Annotated in this window: 16 protein-coding genes and 1 riboswitch; of the genes, 4 read left to right on the top strand and 12 right to left on the bottom strand. The window is 74.4% G+C overall.

Annotated features, from left to right (window positions below):
• Positions 1-10: 10 nt before the first annotated feature.
• The 9 genes from ASG49_RS00780 to ASG49_RS00740 all read right to left on the bottom strand — a co-directional run bounded on the left by ASG49_RS00780 (position 11) and on the right by ASG49_RS00740 (position 10,837).
• Positions 11-1,027, bottom strand: coding sequence for an ABC transporter ATP-binding protein (locus ASG49_RS00780; protein ID WP_235561846.1), 1,017 nt, complete (start codon positions 1,025-1,027; stop codon positions 11-13).
• Positions 1,024-2,649, bottom strand: a complete 1,626-nt coding sequence (locus ASG49_RS00775; protein ID WP_056535811.1) for an iron ABC transporter permease — start codon at positions 2,647-2,649, stop codon at positions 1,024-1,026. The genes ASG49_RS00780 and ASG49_RS00775 overlap by 4 nt, the downstream gene beginning before the upstream one ends.
• A complete protein-coding gene (locus tag ASG49_RS00770) occupies positions 2,625-3,683 on the bottom strand; it encodes a thiamine ABC transporter substrate binding subunit (protein ID WP_056535808.1) in 1,059 nt (352 codons plus the stop codon). Before ASG49_RS00770 ends, ASG49_RS00775 begins: the two co-directional genes overlap by 25 nt.
• Positions 3,684-3,801, bottom strand: a riboswitch (TPP riboswitch).
• A gap of 7 nt (positions 3,802-3,808) precedes the next feature.
• A complete protein-coding gene (locus ASG49_RS00765) occupies positions 3,809-4,879 on the bottom strand; it encodes an MBL fold metallo-hydrolase (protein WP_235561845.1) in 1,071 nt (356 codons plus the stop codon).
• Positions 4,872-5,639 carry a sensor histidine kinase KdpD gene (locus tag ASG49_RS00760; RefSeq protein ID WP_056535806.1) on the bottom strand — a complete coding sequence of 256 codons (768 nt, stop codon included), beginning with the start codon at positions 5,637-5,639 and terminating at the stop codon, positions 4,872-4,874. The genes ASG49_RS00765 and ASG49_RS00760 overlap by 8 nt, the downstream gene beginning before the upstream one ends.
• Positions 5,629-6,660: a B12-binding domain-containing protein gene (locus ASG49_RS00755; protein WP_056535802.1), complete on the bottom strand. Its 1,032-nt coding sequence runs from the start codon at positions 6,658-6,660 to the stop codon at positions 5,629-5,631. The genes ASG49_RS00760 and ASG49_RS00755 overlap by 11 nt, the downstream gene beginning before the upstream one ends.
• A 123-nt stretch (positions 6,661-6,783) precedes the next feature.
• Entirely contained in the window at positions 6,784-8,610 is a 1,827-nt protein-coding gene (locus tag ASG49_RS19505; RefSeq protein ID WP_056535799.1) for a bifunctional sugar phosphate isomerase/epimerase/4-hydroxyphenylpyruvate dioxygenase family protein, read from the bottom strand.
• Positions 8,610-9,470 carry a shikimate dehydrogenase gene (locus ASG49_RS00745; protein ID WP_056535796.1) on the bottom strand — a complete coding sequence of 287 codons (861 nt, stop codon included), beginning with the start codon at positions 9,468-9,470 and terminating at the stop codon, positions 8,610-8,612. The genes ASG49_RS19505 and ASG49_RS00745 overlap by 1 nt, the downstream gene beginning before the upstream one ends.
• Complete coding sequence (locus tag ASG49_RS00740) at positions 9,467-10,837, bottom strand: MFS transporter (RefSeq protein WP_056535793.1); 1,371 nt, start codon at positions 10,835-10,837, stop codon at positions 9,467-9,469. The genes ASG49_RS00745 and ASG49_RS00740 overlap by 4 nt, the downstream gene beginning before the upstream one ends.
• A 142-nt stretch (positions 10,838-10,979) precedes the next feature.
• On the opposite strand from ASG49_RS00740, the gene ASG49_RS00735 reads away from it, so the two are divergent.
• Positions 10,980-11,990, top strand: coding sequence for a LacI family DNA-binding transcriptional regulator (locus ASG49_RS00735; RefSeq protein ID WP_056535790.1), 1,011 nt, complete (start codon positions 10,980-10,982; stop codon positions 11,988-11,990).
• A gap of 117 nt (positions 11,991-12,107) precedes the next feature.
• Here the strand turns inward: ASG49_RS00735 and ASG49_RS00730 are convergent, their stop codons facing one another.
• Complete coding sequence (locus ASG49_RS00730) at positions 12,108-13,151, bottom strand: YihY/virulence factor BrkB family protein (RefSeq protein WP_082533686.1); 1,044 nt, start codon at positions 13,149-13,151, stop codon at positions 12,108-12,110.
• Between the two features lie 80 nt (positions 13,152-13,231).
• Between ASG49_RS00730 and ASG49_RS00725 the strand changes: the two genes are divergently transcribed.
• Together ASG49_RS00725 and ASG49_RS00720 are read left to right on the top strand one after the other, a co-directional pair.
• Positions 13,232-13,924 (top strand): AzlC family ABC transporter permease, encoded by a 693-nt coding sequence (locus ASG49_RS00725; protein ID WP_056535787.1) that lies wholly within the window; start codon positions 13,232-13,234, stop codon positions 13,922-13,924.
• Entirely contained in the window at positions 13,921-14,232 is a 312-nt protein-coding gene (locus ASG49_RS00720; RefSeq protein ID WP_056535784.1) for an AzlD domain-containing protein, read from the top strand. Before ASG49_RS00725 ends, ASG49_RS00720 begins: the two co-directional genes overlap by 4 nt.
• 10 nt (positions 14,233-14,242) lie before the next feature.
• On the opposite strand, the gene ASG49_RS00715 is transcribed toward ASG49_RS00720, so the two are convergent.
• Both ASG49_RS00715 and ASG49_RS00710 read right to left on the bottom strand, forming a co-directional pair.
• Positions 14,243-14,728, bottom strand: coding sequence for a MarR family winged helix-turn-helix transcriptional regulator (locus tag ASG49_RS00715; protein WP_056535782.1), 486 nt, complete (start codon positions 14,726-14,728; stop codon positions 14,243-14,245).
• A 43-nt stretch (positions 14,729-14,771) separates the two neighbouring features.
• Positions 14,772-15,386 (bottom strand): TetR/AcrR family transcriptional regulator, encoded by a 615-nt coding sequence (locus ASG49_RS00710; protein WP_056535779.1) that lies wholly within the window; start codon positions 15,384-15,386, stop codon positions 14,772-14,774.
• A 66-nt stretch (positions 15,387-15,452) separates the two neighbouring features.
• Between ASG49_RS00710 and ASG49_RS00705 the strand changes: the two genes are divergently transcribed.
• Positions 15,453-16,808: a cytochrome P450 gene (locus ASG49_RS00705; protein WP_056535775.1), complete on the top strand. Its 1,356-nt coding sequence runs from the start codon at positions 15,453-15,455 to the stop codon at positions 16,806-16,808.
• Positions 16,809-16,941 lie beyond the last annotated feature (133 nt).

Genomic DNA, 16,941 nt, shown 5'->3' with positions numbered 1-16,941 from the left:
GAGCGGCAGTCTAGGCGGGACCCGGCAGCGGCGCGGTCCGGGCCGGATCCAGGCTGACGCGCACCCGCTCCCCCGCCCGTACGACGGCCGCCGGGGACGCCACGCCGGGCAGCACGCCCAGCCCGTCGACGTCGAGCCGCAGCCGGACCAGCTCGGGGGTCAGCCGGGCCTCCTCGACGGTCGCCTCCAACGAGCCCCGCGGGTCCAGGCGCAGCGCCGAGCGGCGCAGCGCCACCGCCTCCCAGGAGGCGTCGGGGGCGACCAGCCGGCGGAAGGTCCGGGCCCGGTCGCCGTCCAGCACCTCGGCGTACCCGAGGAAGCGGGCGGTCCAGCCGTCGACCGGGTGCGCCCAGACGTCGGCGAGGCTGCCCTGCTGGACCAGCCGACCCTCGCGCATCACCGCCATGGTGTCGGCGACGGCGAACGCCTCCTCCTGGTCGTGGGTCACCAGCACCGCGGTCACCCCGGCGGCGCGCAGGATGTCGTGGAGGTCGGCGGCCAGCCGCTCGCGCAGCCCGCGGTCGAGCGCGCTGAGCGGCTCGTCGAGCAGCAGCAGCCGCGGCTCGACGGCCAGCGCGCGGGCCAGCGCGACCCGCTGCCGCTCGCCGCCGCTCAGCGTGGTGGGCAGGCGGGCGTCGTACCCGCCCAGGCCGACGAGGTCGAGCAGCTCGGCGACGCGGCGACGGCGCTCCTGGCGTCCCCGCCGGCGCAGCCGGAGCGGGTAGCCGACGTTGCCCGCGACGTCGAGGTGCTCGAAGAGCTGGCCGTCCTGGAACATCAGCGCGAACCCGCGTCGGTGCGTGGGCACCCGGGCGAGGTCGCGACCCTCCAGCAGCACCCGGCCGGCGGCCGGCCGCTCGAGCCCGGCGATGGTGCGCAGCAGCGTGGACTTGCCGCAGCCGGAGGGACCGAGGACGGCGAGCACGGACCCGGCGGCCAGCCCGAGGTCGACGTCGTCGACGACCGCGGTGCCCTCGAACCGCACCGAGAGGCCCTCGACGCGCAGGGCCATGGCGTCCGCGCTCACAGCACCCCCACCGACCCGCCGCGCAGCCGCTGCACCGCGAGCATCACCGCGGTCGTGGTGGCGGCGAGCACGACCGAGGCGGCCATGGCCATCCCGAAGTTCTCCGCGCCCGGCCGCCCGATCAGCCGGTAGATCACCACCGGGAGCGTCGGGTCGTCGTCGCGGGCCAGGAAGCTGGTCGCCCCGAACTCGCCCAGCGACACCGCGAAGCCGAAGCCCGCCGCGGCCAGCAGCGCCCGCCAGGCGGCGGGCACGTCGACGGTCGCCAGCACCCGCAGCGGCCCGGCGCCCAGCGAGGCGGCCGCCTGCCGCTGCCGGTCGTCGACCGAGCGCAGCACCGGCGCGACCGTGCGCACCACCAGCGGCAGCGCCACCATGGCCTGGGCCACGGGCACGAGCAGCGAGGAGCTGCGCAGGTCCAGCGGCGGGCGGTCGAGCGTGACCAGGAACCCGAAGCCCACCGTGACCGCGGAGACGCCCAGCGGCAGCATGAAGACGCCGTCGAGCAGCTGCCGCGGGCGGCCGCCACCGGGTCGCGAGACGAGGTAGGCCACGACGGTGCCGAGCAGCAGCGCCAGCGAGGCCGCGACCAGGGCGACCTCGAGCGAGGTCACCAGCGCCTCGGTCACCGGCACCAGCAGGGCGTTGTCGGCGCCGGTCGTGGCGAGCGCGCGGTAGTTCTCCAGCCCCCAGTCCTCGCCACGGCGCAGCGAGGCCGCCACGAGCGAGGCGAGGGGGGCGAGCAGCAGCACGAGGGTGAGCGCGGTCCACAGCAGCACCGGGGCGTGGGTCCAGCGCGGCCGGGGCAGCAGTCGGGCGGTGCGGGCGGCGGGCGGGGAGCGGCGTACGCGCGCGGCCAGGACGAGCAGCCCGGTGACCACGAGCAGCTGCAGCACCGACAGCGCCGCCGCCGCGGTCAGGTCGAGCTCCTGGGTGGTGAGCAGGTAGATCTCGGTCTCGACGTTGGCGTAGCGCAGCCCGCCCATCGTCAGCACCACGCCGAAAGCGGTCGAGCAGAACAGGAACACCACGCTCGCCGCCGAGACGATGCCCGGGCGCAGTGCGGGCAGCGTCACCGTGCGCAGCACCTGCCACGGGGTGGCGCCCAGCGCGGCGGCCGCCTCCTCGCGCCGCGGGTCCATCGACTCCCAGAAGGTGCCGACGGTGCGCACCACGACGCTGACGTTGAAGAACGCCAGCGCCGCGACGATCGCCACCGCGCTGCCGTCGAGCCCGAGCCCGCCCAGCGGCCCCGAGGGCGCGATCAGCTGGCGGAACGCCACCCCCACCACCACGGTCGGCAGCACGAACGGCACCACCACCACGGCGCGGAGCAGGTCACGGCCGGGGAAGCGCAGCCGGTGCAGGGCGTACGCCGTGGGCAGGCCCAGCACCAGCGACAGGAGCGTCCCCGCCGCGGCCGACCAGAGCGTGAACCACAGCACCCGGTGCACCCGCGGCCGGGCCAGCACCTCGAGCACCGCGCCCGGCTCGAACCGCCCGTCGGGCACGAACCCGCGCCCCACCATCCCGGCGACCGGGTAGACGAAGAACAGGGCGAGGGCCGCGAGCGGCAGCGCCGCCAGCAGCGCGGTGGCTACTGCGTGACGATGTCGCGCCACTCGCGCAGCCACTTCTCGCGGTCGGCGTCGAGCTCGGCCGGCTCGACGGCGAAGGGCTTCTCGGCCGCCGGGGCGAACTGCTCCCAGGCCTGCGGCAGGGCGACGTCGGCGTCGACGGGGTAGACGTACATGTTGTCGGGCAGCGCCTGCTGGAACTCGCGGCCGAGCATGAAGTCGATGAACTCCTGCATGCCCTCGGGGTTCTCCGCGCCGGCCAGCACCCCGGCGTACTCCACCTGGCGGAAGCAGGTGTCGAGCAGCGCGCTCGTGGTCGGCTCGGTGCCGCCCTCGGGCACGGTGAACGGCGGCGAGGAGGAGTAGGAGAGCACGATCGGCCGGTCTCCGTCGCCGCCCCCGGCGGTGAAGTCGACCTCGTAGGCGTCGGACCAGCCCGAGGTCACCTTGGCGCCGTTGTCGACCAGCGCCTGCCAGTAGTCGGGCCAGTCGGCACCCTTGGCGGCCACCGTGGTGAGCAGGAAGGCCAGGCCCGGCGAGGAGGTGGTGGCGCCGGGCGTGACGAACAGGTCCTCGTAGGCCGGGTCGGTGAGGTCGTCGAGGTCCTGCGGCGGCTGCTTCCCCTCCTCCTCGAACCAGCTGTCGTCGACGTTGACGCACACGTCGCTGTAGTCGACCGGGGTCAGCCGGTCCTCGCCGCCGGGGAGGCGGAGCTGCTCGGCCGAGGCGGGCAGGTCCGCGTCGTACGCCGCGAGCACGCCCTCGTCGACGGCGCGCGACCCGAAGGTGTTGTCGATGCCGTAGACCCCGTCGGCGAGCGGGGAGTCCTTGGTCAGCACCAGCTTGTTGGTCAGCTGGCCGGCGTCGCCCTGCGGCTGCACCTTCACCGTGATGCCGCTCTGCTCGGTGAACGCGGCGAGGACGTCGTCGGGCACGGCCCAGCTGTCGTGGGTGACGACGGTGAGCGTCCTCGGGTCGGCCGCGCCGTCGTCGGAGGAGCCCGACGAGCCGCACGCGGCCAGGGTCGCGGTGAGGGCACCGACGGTGAGCAGGGTCAGGGATCGCACGCGGATGCGCATCGGGAGTCTCCTTCGACTTCCTTCGCCGGTACTAACCGGAGCAGGTTCGAGGGTCTGCGGCTCTCCCGCACTCTCAGCGCCTCCGGCTCTGGCCCCCGGCGCTCCCCTGTCGGACGCTCCCCACCCTAGCGGCGGTGCGGGGGCGCGAACTCCACGGTCTCGCCCGGGCGCCGGGCGAGGTCGGCCCGCAGCGCGAGCAGCTCGAGGTGGGCGAGCGTCTCGAAGGCGGCCAGCGCCTGGTCGAAGGGGCCCAGCTCGTCGATGCGCCGCTCGCGCCGGGTCCACGGCAGCGCGCAGGCGACCTCCCAGGCGGTGCGGGCTCCGCCGCGGACGGCCTCGAGCGACTGGGCGAGCCGCACGTCGTGGTGCTCGAGCAGCTCGTGGACGCGGGCGTGGGACGACGCCGTGACCGGCCCGTGGGCGGGCAGCAGCGTCAGGTCGGGCAGCGCCAGGACCTTGGCCAGCGAGGAGAGGTAGTCGCGCAGCGGCTGCTGGACGTACGCCGGCTCGAAGCCGATCGAGGGGGTGATCGTCGACAGCACGTGGTCGCCGGCGAAGAGCAGCGAGGCGGCCTCGTCGGCGAAGACGTAGTGGCCGCGGGTGTGCCCCGGGGTGGCCACGGCCCGCAGCCGTCGGCCGGCCACGTCGAGGTCCTGGTCGCGCTCGAGCCAGGTGTCGGGCAGGGCGTAGGCGTCGAGGGCGTCGGGGCGGCGCGGGGCCAGCTCCAGCCAGGCCGCGTGGAGGTGCTCGGCCCCGGCGGAGCGCAGCCGCGCCCGCGTGCCCTCCTGCCGCGTGTCGTCGGCCTCGGCGTCGGCGTGCACGCTCGCGAGGTTGGGTCGCTCGCCCGACCCCAGCACCACGGGGCAGCCCAGCTCGGTGCCGAGCACGCGGGCCTGGGTGTAGTGGTCGCGGTGCATGTGGGTGACCAGGAACCGGCGTACGTCGGACGGCGCGTGCCCGAGCCGGCGCAGCCCGTCCTCGAACACGGTCCGGGAGTCGGGGATCGCCCAGCCGCCGTCGACCAGGGTCAGTCCGTCCTCGCCCTCGACGACGTAGACGTTGACCGCGCGCAACCCGTCCATCGGCAGCGGGAGCGGCATCCGGTGGACGCCGGGAGCGACCTCCTCGACCCCGGGGTCGGCCCACGCACCGCGTCCCGTGCTCGGCAGGTCGCGGGGGGCGACCTGGTCAGGCAAGGTCGGCGTAGGCCTCGACGGCCAGCGGGATCTCGAGCAGGAAGGTCGACCCGCGGCCGGGCTCGGAGCGGGCGTCGACCGAGCCGCCGTGGCTCTCGGCGATCTGCTTGGTGATGAACAGCCCGAGGCCGAGGCCCGGCACGTGGTCGGTGCCGCGCTCGCGGTGGAAGACCTCGAAGATGCGCTGCAGGCCGAGCGGGCTGATGCCGGGGCCCTCGTCGTGGACGGCGATCTTGGCGTTGTCGAGACCGCGGTCGAGGGCCACCGAGACGGTGCTGCGCGGCGGGGAGAACTTGATGGCGTTGCCGAGCAGGTTGCCCAGCGCGCGCTCGAGCTTGACCGGGTCGCCGTCGACCCAGCAGCCGGCGTCGCGCGGCTGGTCGACCAGCAGCAGGATCGTCATGTCCTTGGCGTTGGCCAGGACCCGCTGGCGCTCCACCAGCGAGGTGACCAGCTCGACGAGGTCGATGCGCTGCACGTCGAGGTGGTTCTGGTCGTCGATCGAGAAGCCGTTGTTGAGGTCGGAGATCAGCGCCGACATCGTCAGCGCGGAGCGGTGCAGCTGCTCCACGCGGGTGCGCACGAACGGGTCGAGCGTGGGGTGGTCCAGCAGCAGCTCGCTCAGCCCCATGATCACCTGCGCCGGGTTGCCGAGGTCGTGCACCGTCATGGCGCTCAGGCGTCGCTGGGAGGCCAGCTCGCTGTTGATGCGACCCAGCTCCCTCAGGAGCAGCTCGTGGCCGGGCTCCTCAACGGGCACGGGACCTGTCCTCCGTCCACGTCCGGCAGATCTCGAGCGCCTCGGAGGCCCCGGGGGCCCAGCCGTCGGCACCGACCAGGTCGGCCAGCTGTGGGTTGATGGTGAAGGGGCGACCGCCCACCAGGACCCGGACGCCGGCGCAGCGCGGGTCGGCGCGGAGCATCGTGATGAGCTCGCGGACGCCGCGGATGTGACCGGCCATGGTCGCCGAGACGGCGAGCACGTCGGCGCGGTGCTGGGCGACCCGCTCGATGACGTCGGCGTGCGGGACGTCGGCGCCGAGGTAGGCGGTGCGCCAGCCGGCCTGCTCCATGAGGTCGGAGATCATCCGGATGCCCACCTCGTGGGCCTCCGAGCCGACGCTGGTCGCCACGATGCTGCGGCCCAGCAGGGTGCGGTTGAGCAGCAGCCGGGGGTAGAGCAGCGACAGGGCGAGCTGGGTGATGGCGGTGGTGTAGTGCTCGTGGGCGATCGAGATCTCCCCGGCCTCCCACAGCCGGCCGAGCTCGACCTGGGCGGGCTGCAGGATGCCGAGCATGATGTCGGCGACGCTGACGTCGGAGAGCATCGCCTCGCGCACCACGGCGATGGCGTCGTCGCGGTGACCGGCCAGCGCCGCCGCGAGGTAGTCGTGGGCCGGCCCCTCGGGCAGGGCGACGAGCGAGTCGGCGTGGGCGCCGCTCGCACCGAGCACGGCCGCGCTGTTCTGCAGCTCCTCGACCTGCGCGAGCTGACGCGGGGTCAGGTGCGGACCGAGCGCCTCGCGGACCGCCTTGTCGACGTCCTCGGGGCCGAACGGGGCGCCGGCGCTCTCCAGCCGCACCGCCTGCCACCGCAGCTGGTCGGCCAGCAGCTCGGGGACGCCCAGCGAGAGCGCGCTGTCGAGCGCCTCGAGGTGGAGCCGCACGACCTCGATCACCGAGCCGGAGAGCAGACCCAGGTCGGCCGCGACCTCTTCGGCCATGACGCGCGGGTCGAGGGGGATGCCGCCGAGGGCAGGCGACTCCCACGTTGCGGTCATGGGTCGAGGATAGGTCGGTGCACGAGTGTTATCGACGGTCCGGAGCAGAAAGTGCGTCGACTCCGCTCACAAAACCGCACAAACACCCCCAAACGCCCGGAAGATGGCCAGAAATGACTACCCTCACCGCCGCTGGACGGCGAGCCGGAGCTGGGTGTTGACGCTGCCGTACCCCGCGTAGCCGTCCCGACGCTCCAGCAGCTCGACGTAGAACCCCGGGGCCAGCACGTCGGTGTAGACGTGGAGCAGCTCGCCCCTCCCCCGCTCGCCCGGGCCCGCGCGGTCCAGGAGCACCTGGTGCTCGCGCAGCTCGGCGATCCGGTCCGGGTCCAGGTCGGTGCGGGCGGCGAGGTCGACGTAGTAGTTGTCGGGCACCTGCATCAGGCGCACCCCCCGCTCGCGGAGGGAGCGCACCTCGGCCAGCAGGTCGGTGCAGGCGAAGGCCACCTGGGTCACCCCCGTGCCCGGGCCGTCGGCGCCGCAGCCGGCCCCCTCCGCCACGTTGACGACGATCCGCGCACCGCCGTGACGGGGCTCGAGGGCACGGCTGCGCAGCCGCCCCTGCGGCTCCCAGAACTCCTCCACGGGCGCGGCCTCCAGGCCCAGCACGGTGCGCAGGAAGCCGATCTCCTCGTCGAGCCGGCGCGGCGGCACGGCGAGGCCGACGTGGTCGAGGCCGGTCCAGCGCCCGGTGGGGGCGGGCTCGTCGTCGAGGACGAAGTCGTCCTGCCAGTGGTCGGGGGCGCCGGGGTCGGCGGAGAGGAACAGGTGGGTCTCGCCGGGCGTGGTGATGCCGGGCAGCAGCGCCTCCCCCGCCCCGCGGGTCCGGTCGACCTCGGGCCACAGCAGCGCCTCGGCCCGGGCGGCGACGGTGTCGACCCGGGGCGTGGCCAGCCCGACGGCATGGGCCCGCGGATCGGTGCCGGGGGTCTGGTTGAGCACGACGTGGGCCTCCCCCTGGCGCCACCACTGCACCGGCTTGCTGCGGTGCCGGCCGACCCGGGCGAAGCCGAGCCCGCGCAGCAGCGCCTCGAGGGCGGGGTCGCGGGTGGGGTCGGCGACCTCGAGGAAGGCCAGGCCGACCCGCTCGGGGGCGGGCGGCGCCGGCTCGACCAGCGCGGCCGCGGGGCCGGTCAGCCGGGCGGCGAGCTCGTCGGCCAGGAAGACCAGGGAGCGGTAGGCGTCGCGCGCGGTGACGGCCTGGTCGGACTCGCGGACCACGTCGCTGAACACCTCGAGCGAGACCGGTCCGCGGTAGCCCGCCTCCAGGGTGGCCGCCACGACGCCGGTGACGTCGAGCATCCCCTGGCCGGGGAAGCAGCGGAAGTGGCGGCTCCACTCCAGGACGTCCATCTGCTTCAGCGGCGCGTCGGCCACCTGGAGGAAGCCGATCCGCTCACCCGGCACGCCGTCGAGCGCGGTCGCGTCGTCGCCCCGGGCCAGCACGTGGAAGGTGTCGACCGCCAGGGTGACGCTCCGGTGGTCGGCGCGGCGTACGACGTCCCAGGCGTGGGCCAGCCGGTTGACGTGGCGTCCCCAGGCCAGCGCCTCGTAGGCGAGCACCAGCCCGCGCCTGGCGGCCTCGTCGCCGAGCTCGGCCAGCTGGGAGGCGGTCAGGTCGGGGTCGTCGACCGAGCCGCCGCCGACGTGGGAGCACAGCAGCACGACGGGCGCGCCGAGCTCCCGGGCGACGTCGAGCTTGGCCACCACGCGTCGCCGGGTGGCGGGCCAGGCCTCCGGGGCGACGCCGGCGGCGTCCCGCACCGGCTGGAAGAGGTCGATCGTCAGGCCGAGGTCGGCCGCGAGCCGGGCCACCTCGGTCGGGGACAGCGGGCACCCGATGAGGTCGTTGTCGAAGACCTCGACCCCGTCGAACCCGGCCGCGGCCGCCGCGTGGAGCTTGTCCACGAGGCGACCGCTGAGAGACAGCGTGGCGACGCCGGTGCGCATCAGGCGGTCAGCTCCCGGAAGTGGCGCTGCATCCGCTCCGCGTCGGCCGGTCGACCGGTGAACAGCTCGAACGCGCCGACGGCCTGCTGCACGGCCATCGCGCCACCGGGCAGCACCCGGCACCCGCGTGAGCGGGCCAGCGCGACCAGCTCGGTCTCGAGCGGGAAGTAGACGACGTCGGAGACCCACAGGCCCTCGCGCACCAGCTCGGCCGGGACCGGCAGGCCGTCGTGGCCGTGCATCCCGACCGGCGTCGCGTTGACCAGCCCGTCGGCCGCGGCCAGCGCGCCGGGCAGGTCGGTGACGACCTCCACGGCGTCGTCGCCGAACCGCTTCGAGAGCCGTACGGCGCAGGCGTGGGCCCGGTCCGCGTCGACGTCGTGGACGCCGAGCCGGCCCACCCCTTCGGCGAGCAGGCCGTAGCCGACGGCGACGCCGGCGCCGCCCGCCCCGACCAGCACCACGCGGTCCCGGGGCGCGTCGGGCAGGCCGGCGGCGAGGGCCGCGGCGTACCCCGTGGTGTCGGTGTTGTGGCCGACCCGCCGGCCGTTGCGCAGCACCACGGTGTTGACCGCACCGAGGTCGGCCGCCGCCTCGGACAGGTCGTCGAGCAGCGGCACCACGGCCTGCTTGAACGGGTGGGTGACGTTGAGCCCGTCGAGCCCGAACCGCTCGGCCCAGGCCAGCACCTCGCCGAGGTCGTCGACGCCGAAGCCACGCCCGCCGGGGCGCTCGGCGTCGACGAGCCGGTAGGTCAGCGCCAGGCCCTGCTCGCGGCCCTCCCGCTCCTGCATCGCCGGGGTGAGCGAGCGGGCGATGCCGCCGCCGACGAGGCCGAGCGAGACCGAGCCGCTGTTCATGCCGTGGCCGCGGAGGGGGTGCGGGCCCCACGCACGCCGACCAGGTGCGTCGGCACCGTGTGCGTCTTGCCCGGGCCGCTGAGCACCGCGATCGCGGAGATCACGCAGGCACCGACGGCGAAGGCCGCCACGCGCCACCAGTTGTCGGCCTCGCCGCCCATCAGGGCGCCGGCGATGGTCGGGGTGAACCCGGCCAGCGCGAAGCCGAACTGGGTGCCGATGGCCATGCCGGACAGCCGCACGCTGGTGGGGAAGTACTCCGCGTAGGTGGCGGGCCACACCGCGTTGGGCATCGAGTAGACGACGCCGGCCAGGGCCACGCCGAGCACGAAGGTGAGCGGCTCGTCGCCGGCGCGGATCGCGCCGAGGAAGGCGGTGACCAGCACCGCGCTGCCGACCAGCCCGGTGAGGAAGACCGGCTTGCGCCCGACCTTGTCCGAGAGCATCGCCCAGAACGGGATCACCGCGATGGCGACCAGGTTGGCCACGATGGCCAGCCACAGCATGAAGGAGGAGTCGAAGCCGATGCCGTAGTCCTCGGACGTCGCGAAGTTGAGCGCGAAGACCTGGAACATCGTGTTGACCATGGCGATGAAGGCGGCGAAGAAGACGCGCAGCACGGCCGGCGAGTGGTCGGCGAAGAGCTCCTTGAGCGGCGCGCGCTTGGGCTCGTCGCTGTCGGCGACGTCGTCCTGGAAGGCGGGCGTCTCGTCGAGGCGGGCCCGGATCACGAAGCCCAGCACGACGATGACGGCGCTGAGCCAGAACGGCACCCGCCAGCCCCAGCTGAGCAGCGCGTCCTCGGGCAGCACGGCGGCCAGCGGCAGGAAGATCGCGGGCGCCAGGACCTGGCCCCCCTGGGTGCCGCTCAGCGTCCAGCTGGTGAAGAAGCCGCGACGGTCGTCGGGTGCGTGCTCGAAGGACATCGAGTTGGCGCCGGCCTGCTCGCCCGCGGCCGAGAGGCCCTGGAGCAGCCGCAGCAGCACCAGCAGGGCCGGGGCCCACAGCCCGATCTGGCTGTACGTCGGGAGGCAGCCGATGAGGAAGGTCGAGACGCCCATCAGCAGCAGCGTGCCGATCAGGATCGTCTTTCGGCCCAGCCGGTCGCCGATGTGGCCCATCAGGAAGGACCCGAACGGCCGGGCGACGTAGGCGACGCCGAAGGTCGCGAACGCCGCGATCGTCGCGGCCGAGTCGTTGCCCTCGGGGAAGAAGATCTTGGGGAAGACCAGGGCGGCGGCGGTGCCGTAGATCGCCAGGTCGTAGTACTCCAGGGCGCTGCCGCTCCAGGCGGCGAGCGCCGCGCGCCGCGGCGTACGACGGGACTCGTCGTGGTGCCCCGTGGCGGGGGTGTCGATGGTGCTCATGGTGGTGCCTCTCCGTCGGTCTCGCCGACTTGTCTCCCGGCCCGAGGTCCTCGCTCCTCGCGGTCCGGGCGAACGTAGGTGTGGCCGCCGTCACATGGCAATCGTTTGCCAAAATTTGCCAGACGCGTGCCAGCATTGCCCTGTGCCCGCCCCCCGCCGTCGCGCCACCATCACCTCGGTCGCCGAGGCGGCCGGGGTCGCGACCTCGACGGTCTCGCGCGCGTTCAGCAACCCCGGCCGGGTCAACCACGTCACGCGCGAGCACGTGCTCGCCGTCGCCGAGCGGCTCGGCTACTCCCCCAACCCCACCGCGCAGGCGCTGGAGTCCGGCCGCACGAACACCGTCGCGCTGGTCGTCCCCGACATCACCAACCCCTACTTCTCGGGGGTGGTCAAGGGCGCCGAGCGCGCCGCCGCGGAGGCCCGGCTGACCCTCGTGATCGGCGACGCCCAGGAGAACCCCGTGCACGAGGAACGCCTGGTCAGGCGGCTGGGCGCGGCCGTCGACGGGTTCGTGCTGACCGCCTCCCGGATGCCCGACGAGGCGCTGCAGCGGGCGAGCGAGCTCAACCGGATCGTGCTGGTCAACCGGGCCTCGCCGGGGCTGACCAGCGTGGTCGCCGACTTCGCCTCCGGCACCCGGCAGATCGTCGCCCACCTGGCCTCCCACGGCCACCGCTCCTTCGTCTTCCTCGGCGGTCCGGCCGAGTCGTGGTCGGGCGCGCGGCGCTGGGCGGGGCTGCGCGCAGCCGCCGACGAGCACGGCCTCGAGGCCACGCGCTTCGGGCCCTACACCCCCACCACCGCCTCCGGCCCGGCCGCCGCTGATGCCGTGCTCACCACCCGGGCGACCGCGGTGGTCGCGCACAACGACGTGCTGGCGATCGGGGTGCTCCAGCGCCTCGCCGAGCGCGGCGTACGCGTGCCGGAGCAGCTCAGCGTCGTGGGCTTCGACGACGTCTTCGGCGCCGACTTCTGCCACCCCCCGCTGACCACCCTCGCCGAGCGCACCACCGAGGCCGGCGCCCGCGCGGTCGAGGCCCTCGCCGCGCTCACCCGCCCCGGCGCCACCCCCACCGGCGACGACGCCCCCGTCCGGGTGCTGCCCACCCAGCTCGTCGTACGCGCCTCGTCGGGCCCCGCCCCCACCTGAGGTCGGCCGAGAACACGGAGACGCGCGGACACAAGTCCTGCCGACGACCCGTCATACCCGGACGAACCCGGACGCCGTACCGAACTTGTGTCCGCGCGTCTGCGCGCCGGCGGGCGCCTAGGAGCGGCCGGGGTCGGGGTCGGAGCGCTCGGGGTCGGGGGTGGGGTCGTCGTGGTGGTCGGAGCCGGAGCCGAGGACGCTGGGGGGCTCGCCGAAGGAGACCTTGACCTGCTCGAAGCCCTTGTGGCGCTGGGCGCGGGCGTAGCTGGTGTAGGCCTTGCGGTCGGCCTCGGTGAGCTCGACGGAGTCGGTGAACGGGGTGAGCAGGGCGCGGGGCCACAGGTGGCGCACGAGCACGACGTTGAGCTCCATGCCGAGGACGGCGATGACGGCGGCGAGGAAGATCAGGCCGATCAGGCCGAGGACCAGGCCGAAGGTCTGGTTCATCGAGGAGGTCTCGGTCAGCACCCGGTTGACGTACGCCGTGGACAGCAGCTGCAGCCCCTGCCACAGCACCGCGACGAAGAAGCCACCGGGCGCGGCGTAGTACCACGGGTGCTCGCGGGCGGTGGCGAGCCGGAACAGCACCGTGAGGATGCCGCCGACCAGCAGCACCGTGGCGACCGAGACCAGCGTGCGGCCGCCGCCGACACCGGCGTCGGAGAGCAGCTTCTGGCCGGTGACCGAGATGCCGGTGACGGCCAGCACCGCCCCGCCGGCGATCAGCAGCAGGAACAGGCTCTTGAGCCGCAGCAGGAACGGGTTGGGACGGCTGTTGCGCGGCACCGACCAGGCGACGTTCATCGCGTTCTGGATGGCGGTGCCGAGACCGAGCGATCCGTACAGCGCGATCAGCCCACCGGTGACCACCGCGGCCACCGACCCCTGCAGCCCCTCGGGTCGACCGAGCTGGTCGCCCACGATCGGGAACTGCCGCAGCGTGGAGTCGAGCGCCGCCTGCTGGAGCTCGGGGTCCCCCTGCAGCACGAAGCCCAGGATCGAGGTGCCGAGCAGCAGCAGCGGGAAGACCGCGACGAAGGTGTAGTAGGTGATGATCGCCGCCAGGTAGGGGCCCTGGTCGTCGAAGTACTTGTAGACCACCGCCAGGGGGAAGCCGAGCCCTGGAAACCTGCGCTGGGCGTCGTCGGCCGCCCTCACCATCCCCGCCACGGGCCGAACGCTACCGGCGGGCACCCCGGGGACCGTGCCGCCGGGCGGCGCCGCGCTGAGAGGCTGGTCCCGTGCCCGACCCGACCCCCGGCCCCAGCGCCGCCGACCGGCGTCGGGTCGACCGGGCGGCCGCCGGCATCGCGCTGTACGCCGGGGCGTTCGGCGCGACCTTCGGTGCCGTGTCCACGGGGTCCGGCGTCGACCTCGGCCAGACGATGCTGCTGAGCCTGCTGATGTTCACCGGCGCCTCGCAGTTCGCCTTCGTCGGCGTGGTCGCCGCGGGCGGGACGGCCGTCGCCGCGGTGTCGGCGGCGCTGCTGCTGGGGATCCGCAACGCGTTCTACGGGATCCCGGTGAGCCGGCTGGTCCGGCCCCGCGGCGTACGACGGCCGCTGACCGCGCACCTCGTCATCGACGAGACCACCGCGATGGCCGTGGCCGAGCGCGACCCGGCGCTGGGCCGCCGGGCGTTCTGGGTGACCGGCGTGCTGCTGTGCGCGCTGTGGAACGCCGGCACCCTCGCCGGGGCGCTGCTCGGCCAGGGCGTCGACCTGCAGGCGCTCGGCCTCGACGTCGCGGCGCCGGCGGTCTTCCTCGCCCTGCTCTGGCCGCAGCTGCGCGAGCGCACCGCCCCGGTGACCGCGCTGCTCGGCGCCGCGGTCGCGCTGGCGCTGGTCCCCGTCGCCCCGCCGGGCGTCCCGGTGCTGGCGGCCGCCGCGGTCGCGCTGGTGCTGGGCCTGGCCCGACCGGGAGCACGGACGTGACGGGGCTCTGGGTCGGCGTCGTCGTGGCCGCGCTCGGCTGCTACCTGCTCAAGCTGGCCGGGGTGGCGCTGCCGGAGTCGGTCCTCGACCACCCCGTCGTACGCCGGGTGGCGGGCCTGCTCCCGGTGGCGATGCTCGCGGGGCTGGTCGTGGTGGAGCTGCTCGACGACGGAGGCCGCTACGGCGCGGACTGGCGGGCCCTGGCCGGGATGGCCGCCGCCCTGGTCGCGCTGCTGCTGCGGCAGGGTGTCCTGGTCGTCTTCGCGGTGGCCGTCGCCGTGACGGCACTGCTGCGGCTGGTGACCTGAGCGGACCCGCTCAGTCGCACACCGGCGGCGGGACCGAGGTCTCCTCGGCGAGCGGTCCGCCCACCGTCTCGAAGATCTCGCGCAGCTGGGTGACCTGCTCGCGGCTCAGCCGGTCGAAGAGGACCTGCTGGACGTGCTCGACGTGCAGCGGGGCGACCTCCTCGACCCGGGCGAAGCCGGCGTCGGTGAGCGTGGCGACGACGACGCGGGCGTTGTCGGGGCGCCGGGCCCGGGTCACCCAGCCCTGCGACTCCAGCTTGGCCACGGCGTGGGAGAGGCGGCTCGGCGAGGACCGCACCATCTCGGCCAGCACGCCCATCGACAGGGTGCGGTCGGGCGCCTCGCTCAGCATCGCCAGCACGAGGTAGACGCTGTGCGGCATGCCGGCGTCGCGCGTCAGCTGGCGATCGAAGGACGACTGCATCGCCTGGGTCGCGAACAGGTAGGCGCGCCAGGCGGCCTGCTGCTCGTCGTCGAGCCACCGCGGTCCAGCCATGGCGCCATCCTAACGCATCGGTTGAAACTTCAAATGTGAAGGCTCACGAGGCGCCCGGGTCGCCCACCACGAGCGCGAGCACCCGCCCGAACAGGTCGTCGGGGACGCCGGCAGGGTCGATCTGCCGCTCCAGCGCCAACCCGTTGGACAGCGCCATCAGCAGCGTGGCCAGCTCGGCCGCCGGGAGCGGCGGAGCCACCCCGGCCCGGTCGAGGTGGGCGGTCACGGCGTCGGTGACCGCGGCGTGCAGCTCGCGGCGACGGTCGACGAAGGCACCGCCGGTCGCCCCGCTGCGCACCGCCCGCTGCCACAGCTCGAGGAAGAGCAGCTGCCAGTCGCGCTGCTCGTCGGCGGCGCGGGTGAGGCGGTCGCCGAGCGCGCGGGCCTTGTCGCCGAGCGAGGCGTCGGTGTCGCTGACCGCAGCCAGGCCGAGCTCGAGGTAGGCCGAGACCTTGTCCTCGACGAGCGCGGCGACCAGGTCGTCCTTGCTGCCGAAGTTGGAGTAGACGGCGCCCTTGGTGAAGCCCGCGGCGGCGGCGACGTCGCCGACGCTGGCCCCGTCGACCCCCTGCCGGGCGAAGACCTGCGCGGCGGCGTCGAGCAGCGCGCGGCGTACCTCCTCCCGGGGAGGGCGACGACCTGGACCGACGGTTGACACGGGCGGCACGATACCGGAAGGTATTGGATACCGAGCGGTATCGAGCAGACGAGGACGGGACCCGACATGAGCGGCGTACGAGCAGGACTCGAGGGACAGGTCGCCTCCACGCTGCGGTGGGGCCTGGGCCACGCGCTCCCCCGCTGGGCGATCCGCGGGTCGGCCAGGCGGGGCGACCTGCACGGCCGGCTCATCGAGGCGACGGCCTCCAGCGACGCCGCTCCGCTCGAGCTGTTCGAGGAGGTGCGCGCCGACGGCCCGCTGCACCGCTCGCAGTTCGCCTACGTCACCGCCTCGCTGCCCACGGTGAAGGAGGTGCTCACCAGCAACGACGTCCGCGCCGGCGTCGACATCGGCTCCGCCCCCGGCCCGCTCGGCCGGCTGTCGACGTGGGCCGGCCGTCGGGCGCCCATCGGCCCGCTGACCCCGCCGTCGCTGCTGGTGACCGAGCCGCCCGACCACACCCGCTACCGCAAGCTGGTCACCCGGGTCTTCAGCGCCCGCGCGGTGCAGCAGCTGCGCGAGCGCACCGAGCAGATCGCCACCGAGCTGCTCGACGAGCTCGAGGCCGACGCCCGCGCCGGCCACCACGTCGACCTGGTGCAGCGCTACTGCGCGCTGCTGCCGGTGACGGTCATCGCCGAGATCCTCGGGGTGCCGGCGGCCGACCGCGACCGGGTGCTGCGCTTCGGCGAGGGCGCCGCCCCCAGCCTCGACCTGGGCCTGGGGTGGCGACACTTCCGCGAGGTCGAGGCCTCGCTGACAGAGTTCGAGCGGTGGCTGCACACCCACCTCGAGGACGTACGCCGCTCGCCCGGCGCCGACCTCCTCAGCCAGCTCGTCACCGCGCGGGACGAGGAGGGCCGGGGGCTCGACGACGCGGAGCTCAAGGCCACCGCTGGGCTGGTCCTGGCGGCCGGCTTCGAGACCACGGTCAACCTGCTCGGCAACGGCATCTGGCTGCTGCACGAGCACCCCGAGCAGCTCCAGGCCCTCCGCGACGACCCCGCGCTGTGGTCCAACGCCGTCGACGAGGTGCTGCGGCACGACCCCCCGGTGCTGCTGACCGGCCGGACGGTCGTGCGCGACACCGAGCTGGCCGGGACGAGGGTGCCCCGCGGCGCGGTCGTGACCACGTTGCTGGCCGGGGCCAACCGCGACCCGGAGGTCTTCACCGACCCCGACGTGTTCGACGTCGCACGGCCCAACGCGGGCGACCACGTGTCGTTCTCGTCGGGCCGCCACTACTGCCTCGGGGCGGCGCTGGCGCGGATGGAGGGCGAGGTCGGGCTGCGCGCGGTCTTCGACCGCTTCCCCGACCTGGCGCTCGAGCCCGGGGCCCGGCGGCGGCCGACCCGGATCCTGCGCGGGTGGGGCGCCTTGCCCGCGCGGCTGCAGACGCAGCACGTCACGGCGGGGTGACGCCTCCGCGGCGGACTGCTTCACCACGGAGGCGTCGGGGTTCGGGACGAGGAAGACCTCGATCTGTGCCCACCTAGCGGGTGCCCACTCCAGGCACGTTCACACCCGGTCGGACGGTCCGCCACGCCGTGGT

The organism is Marmoricola sp. Leaf446 (assembly GCF_001424755.1).
GTDB lineage: Bacteria > Actinomycetota > Actinomycetes > Propionibacteriales > Nocardioidaceae > Marmoricola.
Note: the sequence above shows the minus strand (reverse complement) of the source record. Positions and strands in the feature narration are given on the sequence as shown.